7 protein-coding genes are annotated in these 8663 nt (G+C 43.3%); all 7 read right to left on the bottom strand.

Annotation, left to right across the window (positions count from 1 at the left end):
- Nucleotides 1-226: 226 nt before the first annotated feature.
- Entirely contained in the window at nucleotides 227-799 is a 573-nt protein-coding gene (purN, locus tag QZ735_RS05030; RefSeq protein ID WP_294245065.1) for a phosphoribosylglycinamide formyltransferase, read from the bottom strand.
- Nucleotides 800-882: 83 nt separating this feature from the next.
- Nucleotides 883-1875, bottom strand: a complete 993-nt coding sequence (gene purM / locus QZ735_RS05025; protein ID WP_294245063.1) for a phosphoribosylformylglycinamidine cyclo-ligase — start codon at nucleotides 1873-1875, stop codon at nucleotides 883-885.
- Between the two features lie 271 nt (nucleotides 1876-2146).
- Entirely contained in the window at nucleotides 2147-2698 is a 552-nt protein-coding gene (locus QZ735_RS05020; protein ID WP_294245059.1) for an NADPH-dependent FMN reductase, read from the bottom strand.
- Nucleotides 2699-2982: 284 nt separating this feature from the next.
- On the bottom strand, nucleotides 2983-3711 hold the full coding sequence (locus tag QZ735_RS05015) for a pirin family protein (RefSeq protein ID WP_294245056.1): 729 nt from the start codon (nucleotides 3709-3711) through the stop codon (nucleotides 2983-2985).
- Between the two features lie 664 nt (nucleotides 3712-4375).
- Nucleotides 4376-5542, bottom strand: coding sequence for a sugar MFS transporter (locus tag QZ735_RS05010; protein WP_294245053.1), 1167 nt, complete (start codon nucleotides 5540-5542; stop codon nucleotides 4376-4378).
- On the bottom strand, nucleotides 5539-7071 hold the full coding sequence (locus QZ735_RS05005) for a GMC family oxidoreductase (RefSeq protein WP_294245050.1): 1533 nt from the start codon (nucleotides 7069-7071) through the stop codon (nucleotides 5539-5541). Before QZ735_RS05005 ends, QZ735_RS05010 begins: the two co-directional genes overlap by 4 nt.
- Nucleotides 7072-7858: 787 nt before the next feature.
- Nucleotides 7859-8663: MFS transporter (locus QZ735_RS05000; RefSeq protein ID WP_294245047.1), on the bottom strand; the 805-nt coding region annotated here is incomplete at its 5' end.

Genomic DNA, 8663 nt, shown 5'->3' with positions numbered 1-8663 from the left:
TTTTGTCAGAAACACTGATTAAAACTCTCTTTTTACTCATTTTACTTTCGATTTTTTACTTTTTACAGCTATTTCAAACTGTAGACCGGTTCTTTCACCTCCGGTCTTTATTTTTACTTAGATTTTTCTTGTTTAATGTAACAGTGTATCAATGTAACAATGTATCAATGTAACTGTGTATCGGAGTAACAATGTATCAATGTAATATTGGTAAATTGTTATATTGCTATATTGCTACATTATCAAGCACTTTTTTGATCGCCTGCGGGAAGATTTCATATTCTACCTGATGGACTTTTCCGGCGATGGTTTCCGCCGTATCGTCTTCCGTTATTTCAAACGATTTCTGAAGGATGGCTTCGCCTTCATCAATGCCCGGTGTTACAAAATGTACGGTGGCCCCGCTTTCTTTTTCCTTCGCCTCAATCACTGCCTGATGAACATGGTGCCCCCACATTCCTTTTCCTCCAAATTTCGGAAGCAATGCCGGATGGATGTTGATGATTTTTCCGGTCCAGTTTTCACAGAATTCAGGTTTCAGGATGGATAAAAACCCGGCCAATACAATGAGATCCGTATTTTCAGGAATAACTTTTCCCAGCTCGGCACTGAAATTTTTTCCCCGCGGAATCAGTAGGTGATCAATGTTATGCTTTTTTGCCCTTTCCAGTCCGAAACACTCCCTGTCAGCCACCACTAAAGATACCTGTGCATTGGGAATTTCACCGCTTTCAATGGTATCGATGATCCGCTGAAGGTTGGTTCCTGAACCTGAAACGAGTACAACAATGTTTTTCATAATTTATAATGTAACAATATATCAGTATACCAATGTAGCAATGTTTAAGATTGGTAAATTGCTACATTGGTAAATTGTTATATTTATATTGAAAGATTGATCTTTTCGTTTCCTTCGGTAATTTTACCGATTTCGTAGGCATTATCCAGAAGGTGCAGGATTTTTTCTGCGTGTTCCGCATCTACGACAACGATCATCCCAACTCCCATATTAAAGGTTCCGAACATTTCTTCACGGGCTACACCGCCTCTTTTTTCCAGCTCCAGCATAATGCTCGGAATCCGGATTTTTGAAGCGTCGATAGAAGCACATAAGCCGTCACCGATGATTCTAGGAATATTTTCGTACAATCCTCCTCCGGTGATGTGGGCAATCCCTGCCACTTTCACTTCTTCAAGGATTTTGTGAATGTCTTGGTAATATAGTTTTGTAGGAACCAGCAGGGTTTCGTACAAAGGCTTCCCTTCGAATTCTTCGTTGAAATCCGGGAACACTTTTCTTACCAGGGAGAATCCATTGGAATGGAATCCTGAACTTGGCAAAGCGATGATTTTATCACCTGCTTTAATTGCGGACCCGTCGATGATTTCATCTTTTTCAACAATCCCTACACAGAATCCGGCAACATCGTAGTCTCCTGGCTGGTACATTCCCGGCATTTCAGCCGTTTCACCACCGATCAGGGCACAGTTGTTGTCTTTACAGGCGTTTACCATTCCCAAAACGATTTCAGCAGCAATTTCAGAATCCAGTTTTCCGCAAGCCAGGTAATCTAAGAAAAATAAAGGCTTCGCACCGTGGCACAGGATATCGTTGGCACACATCGCAAAACAGTCTACCCCGATAGAGTCGTATTTTTTTGAGTCTAAAGCCACTTTCAGCTTGGTTCCTACTCCATCGGTTCCTGAAACAAGAACAGGATTCCGGTACCCGCCGATTTCATAGAAAGCCCCGAAACTTCCCAAATGGTTCAGTACATTGGAATTGTGTGTTTCGCCCACCGCCTTTTTGATCTTGTCAACGGTTTTGTATCCTTCCTCTTTGTCTACGCCTGCTGATTTGTACGTGTTGCTCATAATATTTTAAATAATCTAGCAATGTATCAGTTTAACAGTGTAGCAATGCATTCGAAAAGTACATTGATAAACCGGCACATTATATTGTCTTTTATTTCAAATTTTGAAAACAAAAAAGCCGACAATCTTAGTAGATTATCGGCCGTTGTTTTATCTCAGAATTTCAGAGTCCACAATATTCCCTTTCTTGTAGGAATATTCTTTAAAAGTGGTCTGAATTTTCATCTTTTTTCTTTTTGCAAAGATATTAATTTTAAATTAATATTCAAACCTATTTTTCAAGGATGGATTCAATTGCTGAAATCTTCTGTATCTTTTCTTTTAATTCATTGTCTTTCTCTTCATTGGATATCCTGCCGGATTCCTTATCGAAGTTATCATTGAAGAAAGGCAGCGTGAAGGTATCCACAATATTCCCGCCATGCAGAGGAAAACGCTTGGCAGCTGCCTCCAGAACACCCAGTCCGCCTCTTGCCCCGGGAGCGGTTGCCATCAGCAGCATCGGCTTTTCATTCCATATAGCACGGTTCTTAATCCTGGAAGTCCAGTCGAATACATTTTTAAAGGCTGCCGAATAGGTACCGTTGTGCTCGGACAGGGAAACCAGCAGGATGTCTGCCGCATCAATCCGGGCTGCGAAGTCCACTGCCTGTTGCGGCAGTCCGCTCTCCACTTCATGCTGATGCTTATAGATCGGCATCTCAAATAAGTTCATATCTACGGTTTCCACTTCGGCACCCTGAACAAGTGAAGCAGCGTAAGAAACCAGAAGTCTGTTGATCGACGTATCGGAATTGCTTCCTGCGATAGCTAATATTTTCATTGTTTTATCTGTTGAGTAAGTTTATCTTTTTTGTTGCCGCAAAGATCGGAAGATTTTTGGGAAACGGGATATTTTAGATAAAGATTATTGTTAAACTTCTTATTGATTGTGTGATACGGATGTAATGCTTATCCCGCGAAGATCTTTTTTGCTGCGGGCTGCTTTTGAGTGCTGTACGACGCTCCATCCAGAAAGATCACCATATTTAACCTGAATATTCTCAAAATACATGATCTCATCATTTAAGGAGGAGAATGTCAGTTAAGGATCTACTTTCTAATGTATTATTTTAAATAACCAGGTAATTCCATAGGAACCTCCATCAGTAGGATCTCGGTATCTTCCACCGCTTCGATGTTAAAGCTTTGGGTATCCCAGATTCCCAGGCCGTCCCTCTCATTCAGGATCCGGTCGCCAACTTTTGCGCTTCCTTTCAGTACAAAGGCATACACCCCATTTCCTTTTTTGTTCAGCATATAGTTTTTGCCGTTTCCTTTCGTGAAATTCGCCAGGTTGAACCAGGCATCCTGATGGATCCATACCCCGTCATCGTTTTTATCCGGAGACAAGATCTGCTGGAACCCATTGATCTTTTCGCCTTCTTTAATACTTTTCTGATCATATCTCGGCTCAACCCCTACTTCCCTTGGAAAGACCCAGATCTGCAGGAATTTTACCGCCTGGTCTTTGTTCTTGTTGTATTCGCTGTGCATCACTCCGGTTCCGGCACTCATCACCTGGATTTCCCCTTTCTTAATTACCGCGGTGGTTCCCATAGAATCTTTATGTTCCAGATCGCCTTCCAACGGAATGGAAATGATCTCCATATCCCGGTGCGGATGGGTTCCGAAACCCATTCCCTGGGTTACGGTATCGTCATTCAACACCCTTAATACGCCGAAGTTCATCCTGTCCTGATTCTGATAGCCTGCAAAGCTAAAAGTATGGTAACTGTTCAGCCATCCGTGGTTGGCATGTCCTCTGGTGTCTGCTTTGTGATATACTGTTTTCATATCGTGATTATTTATAGTACAAAGGTACGCTGTCCCGATCGGGACAATGTTGATGTAAGGTAAGAAAGGAGAAATGGTTCAAGGTTTTAGGTTCTAAGTTTAAAGTTCAAAGTTTAAATTGCAGCACTTTCCTGTGGTTTATAGCGGTGACAGTAGATGGTGTCAATGGTCAATTCCTTCGGGTCAATGGTCAATTTCTATCAATCATGATTGGATGCTCACCTTTGATGCATGCAAAAACCACCCCGTCAAAAATTCTTCGAATTTTCGCCACCCCTCCGGATCGGGAGGGGAATTGCGGTTAAGGGTTTCAGTTGTTGGAATGCGCAAGGACGCAAAGCTTTGGGTAAAGGCAAGACATAAAAGGCGCAAGGAATTTGACAAAGTCAAATTTTTATGCTGCTGATCATACTATTGCTTATATTTCAAATAATTAATAAGCGGTATTCAATTTTATCAGAGATAAAATCTTTGCGCCTTTTCCACGTAAGATATTATTAAATCCTGTTGCGACCTTTGCGTTTGCCAACACTTCTGCAATATAAAATTCACTCTTCAATTCTTGTTAGTATTAAATTCTTTCGGGTTAATAGTCAATTTGATTTGTAAGAAAATTCACTTACGAAGCAAAATTGACCATTCACGATTCACCATCCATCTTCCGCTAAAACGCTTCTTCGATCTTTGAATTTTTCCGCAAGATCATCAGAAGAATGAAGATAAGGATCATGCAGCCCGTAAGAAACTGGAGGATCAGAGCGGTCTGATTTGAAAAGTGTCCCAGCGTATTGGTGATCATCCCCGTTCCGGTTTGGTTAGCCGCCATTAAAAATCCGGAAACCAGCACCGACAGGGACGGAAATTCGACTGTTCCCCAACCGATGGAACCCGGGAATATACTGCCCATGAAAAATCCGGTAAGGAACATCATAAGCACCAACAGTCCGGCATCAGGATAAGCCCAAAGCACCGTCAGCAATACAGCAACCACTACAGGTGAACCGAGAAATACATACGACAGGTTGAATTTTTTGGAAAAGATTCCAAAAAGCAGCCGGTTAACCGCAATACCACCCCAAAAAAGGGACAGCCCGAGACTTGCCTGCTGATTGCCGAGCCCCTGGTTTTTAAGGATTACGGCTCCGAAACTCCCAAAGGTCCCCTCGATAAAACCGTAAAAAACAATTGCCGTAAAAAACAGCCAGAGCCTGGAAGGGATTTTAAAATGTCCGGGAAGCTGGAAGAGTGATCCTTTTTCAAGCCGGAGACTCAGGAAAAAAATAAACAGGACTGCTACCAGTATAAATACCGTTCCCGGAACGTACATCCAGTGCTGTAAGCTTCCGACGGCATTCATCATCAGCGGAGAAGCAGACGTTCCGAGGCCCACCAAGAACTGCAGGATAAGGATCGCGGAAGATTGATTGCCTTCGAATAAACTGGCTGCCAAAGGATTCAGGGTAGTGATGGAAAGCCCGAAACCGGTTCCGGTACAGGCTACCAGTACCATCAATGCCGGAAACAAAACCAATTGGTCTTCCATGAAAAACTGTAACCCCCATAGACCTGCCGTCGCGGCCATCATCAGAACCAGCCCTATTCCTAAAATGAGCTTGGGCCCGGCTTTATTCACCAGGAATGGAGCCGCAAGACAAGAAGCAATGATGCAGATGACCTGCGGAATAAACAGGTTGCCAAATTGTGCCGACGAAAGACCGAACAGGGAAGCATCAGTGAAAGCACTGCTCAGCGCCGGAAAGATCACGAAATTAAGTCCCGTGAAAAATGCCAGCAGATAAACGACGGTAATTTTGGCTATGCGTGACTTCATGAATTCAGCACATTGTTTTTGATATGCTCTCCGACCCTCAAAGCCATTGCAATAATGGTTAGTGCCGGATTTACGGCCCCGCTGGAAACGAAAAAGCCGCCGTCGACAATATAAAGATTATTCAGATCATGGGCCTTACAATACGTATCAACTACTGAAGTTGCCGGATCCGTGCCCATCCTGGTGGTGCCGTTCTGATGTGCGGGCGAGACAATGTCCATTCCTTTGCTGAAATAGATTCCTTTGAACAGGAAGGAGTCAAATTTCCCGGAAGCTTTCAGCGCTTTGATCAGTTCTTCTTTTAAATAGCTGTGCCCCTTCTGGTTGTTCGGCGTGTAGCTGATCTTGATCTGCCCGTTTTCTACGGTTACCCTGTTTTCGGGATCCGGAAGGTCTTCTGAAGTAAGCCAGAAATCAACGGCATGTTTTGCCATCAGCTCAAAGGTAAAGCCGGGAGCCGGTACCGGGCTGTCTGCCTTAATTTGATGTTCATCGGATTTCCCCAGCATCTGGATGTGCCCGAGCGGATATTCATAGCCTTTGCCGGCATGGTAAAAATCATTAACGCCGAAAGTTTTCCCGAATTTGGTCGGATTCGGCTCGGTGTAGAGTGCCACTAATGCGGAATTCTGGTGGAACATATAATTTCGCCCGACCTGATCGGAGGAGTTAGCCAGTCCGTTGGGGAATTTTTCACTTTTACTTTCCAGAAGAAGGGCCGCCGAATTGATGGCTCCCGCTGAAAGAACAACCAGTTCCGCCGTCAGCGTTTTGGTTTCGCCATCCTGCTCCACGATAACTTCCGTAATTGCATCTCCTGCTTCATTGGTATTCAGCCTAAGAACTTTGGTATTGGTCATCAGTTCCACATTCGGATGTTCCAATGCCTTTGCGAGTGAACACAGATGGGCATCGCCTTTCCTTTCCGCAGCATCCGGAAAACCGTCGAAACGGTCCAGGGTATACGGTGCATTGGCTGATGCATGAGGTTCAAAATTAACCCCCACCGGGAGCTCAAAAGGATGCCAGCCATAGTCTGACAACTGGTCTACCACTTCCTGGATCCTGGGTTCGTGAGGCAGTGCCGGATACGGATACGGGGCTTCATCAAAAGGTTCGGTAGGATCAGATCCTCTTTTTCCGTGAACATAGAAAAGCTTTTCTGCCTGAAGGTAATATGTTTTCAGATCTTCATATTGGATGGGCCAGGCCGGCGAAGTCCCGCCGTAATGTTCGATTTCCTTAAAGTCTTCTTCGCGCAATCTGAATAATGCGGCACCATAAAATTTGGTATTTCCTCCTACATTGTAATGCATTCCGGGACGGAAAGGCTTGTTGTGCTTGTCCAGCCACTGATCCGTTGTGGTATACCGGTTCTTCTGGAAAACTTCTACCGAATCCCAGTTTTCTTTTTCTACCGGAACGTAATCTCCACGCTCCACCACCAGTATTTTTTTTCCGCTGTCTGCAAGCTGATAAGCCATGGTGGCACCACCGGCTCCGCTTCCAATGATAATAATGTCGTACATATCTCCGTTTGTTTTATCTAAAGTTAATGATTACAAGCTGTGTCCAGCTTAAAAAAAGATTAAATTCTGATAGATTATACAAATCGGAAACCAAACAGGAAGGGATGGTTTCCTATCAACAGCAATTCTATTTTAAACAGAAAAGAGACAAAAGATATTTTGCTAAATTATAAGGGACGATTTTAACACATGAGTCACATAAGATTTTAGTTTCATGCTTTGCGTATATTTTAGAACACATGCGAAGGAAAATCAGAGATTTTCATTGACGTGAGATCGATTATAAATGAATTATATTCAGTTGTCGACTTAAAGAAATGAAATTAAGGTGGGTTTGGTCAATATTTTTAATAAAATTCCTTTTCGGGAATAAACATTTATACTTCCGATAGGATTTTATTCTATCTTATAGTGAGCTGTCCTGCGGGACTTTATATTTAAATTTATACTACACCTTCAAGGAATGCCAATCCAAGTTAAGCAGAGTTGAAGCCACACCAGCATGCCGGACGTTTTAGATTTCGGCTGTTTTTATGTGGATGGACTAAAGTCTATTCCTATTGATAGGGAATTATTCAGATCGTAACAATTCAGATCGCATTAAAATAAAAACTGCTTCAGCAAATGCCTGAAGCAGTTTTTTATATCAAAAACAGATTAGATCGAATAAATTATTGTGATTGACTCTATGCTGTTTTTTTTTTTACAGGGAAAAGCAAGAACTTCCGGATTCCCTCTTCCTATCATTCATCTGATTTCCAAATTCAAATCCATAATAAAAACAGTATTAAAAATGCACCTGCTGGATCTCCTCTTCAATTTCCTTTGGGGTTTCGTCTTCGGATTTAATGAAAATGAGGGTCAGGACAGCTCCCAGCAGCATGCAGATTCCGCCGACGACTACATAATCGATGGCCATTTTACCGAAAACCCCGCTTACGATAGGACCGCCGAAGAGCCCGTTGATGATCTGCGGGATCACAATAAAGAAGTTGAAGATTCCCATGTACACCCCCATTTTCTTCTGCGGAATCACTTCGATCAGCATGGCGTAAGGCATGGCCAGGATGCTTGCCCAGGCAAAACCTAATCCGATCATGGAAATCCAGAGGAGATCCGTATTTTTAATGAAATACATAAGGATCAGCCCGGTTCCCCCGAATGCCAGGGCCAGGGCGTGGGTCTGCTTCTTCCCGATCCATTTCGCCAACGGCGTCAGGATAAAGGCGAACGGAATTGCCCACAGATTGTACATTCCGAACAGCTTACCTGTAAGGTCACCTGCATCGTTGAATGCCTTGGAATGGGTATCGTCAGGAGACAATCCGAAATGGTGGGTCGCCAGCGCACTCGTTGTGAACACCCACATGGTAAAAAGAGCAAACCAGGAGAAAAACTGCACAATTCCCAGTCTTTTCATCTGGGGCGGAATATTGGAAAAATCCTTGAAGATGTCCATGAACTTTGAAGGGGGTGCAATTTCTTTTCCGCCTTCAAAAGCGGCAAATTCTTCCGGTGAATATTCTTTCGTCGTTACGATGGTGTAAATTATAGTCAGCAGCAGAAATCCGGCTCCCACATAGAATGAATAG

This window comes from uncultured Chryseobacterium sp. (assembly GCF_913776365.1).
Taxonomy (GTDB): Bacteria; Bacteroidota; Bacteroidia; order Flavobacteriales; family Weeksellaceae; genus Chryseobacterium.
This window is presented reverse-complemented; position numbering and strand designations above follow the sequence as displayed.

Bases quoted from the DNA above. Each gene is read 5' to 3' on its own strand.
- QZ735_RS05015 (WP_294245056.1), bottom strand. From the start codon at position 3,711: ATGAAAACAGTATATCACAAAGCAGACACCAGAGGACATGCCAACCAC.
- purM (WP_294245063.1), bottom strand. From the start codon at position 1,875: ATGAGCAACACGTACAAATCAGCAGGCGTAGACAAAGAGGAAGGATAC.
- QZ735_RS05020 (WP_294245059.1), bottom strand. From the start codon at position 2,698: ATGAAAATATTAGCTATCGCAGGAAGCAATTCCGATACGTCGATCAAC.
- QZ735_RS05010 (WP_294245053.1), bottom strand. From the start codon at position 5,542: ATGAAGTCACGCATAGCCAAAATTACCGTCGTTTATCTGCTGGCATTT.
- QZ735_RS05005 (WP_294245050.1), bottom strand. From the start codon at position 7,071: ATGTACGACATTATTATCATTGGAAGCGGAGCCGGTGGTGCCACCATG.
- purN (WP_294245065.1), bottom strand. From the start codon at position 799: ATGAAAAACATTGTTGTACTCGTTTCAGGTTCAGGAACCAACCTTCAG.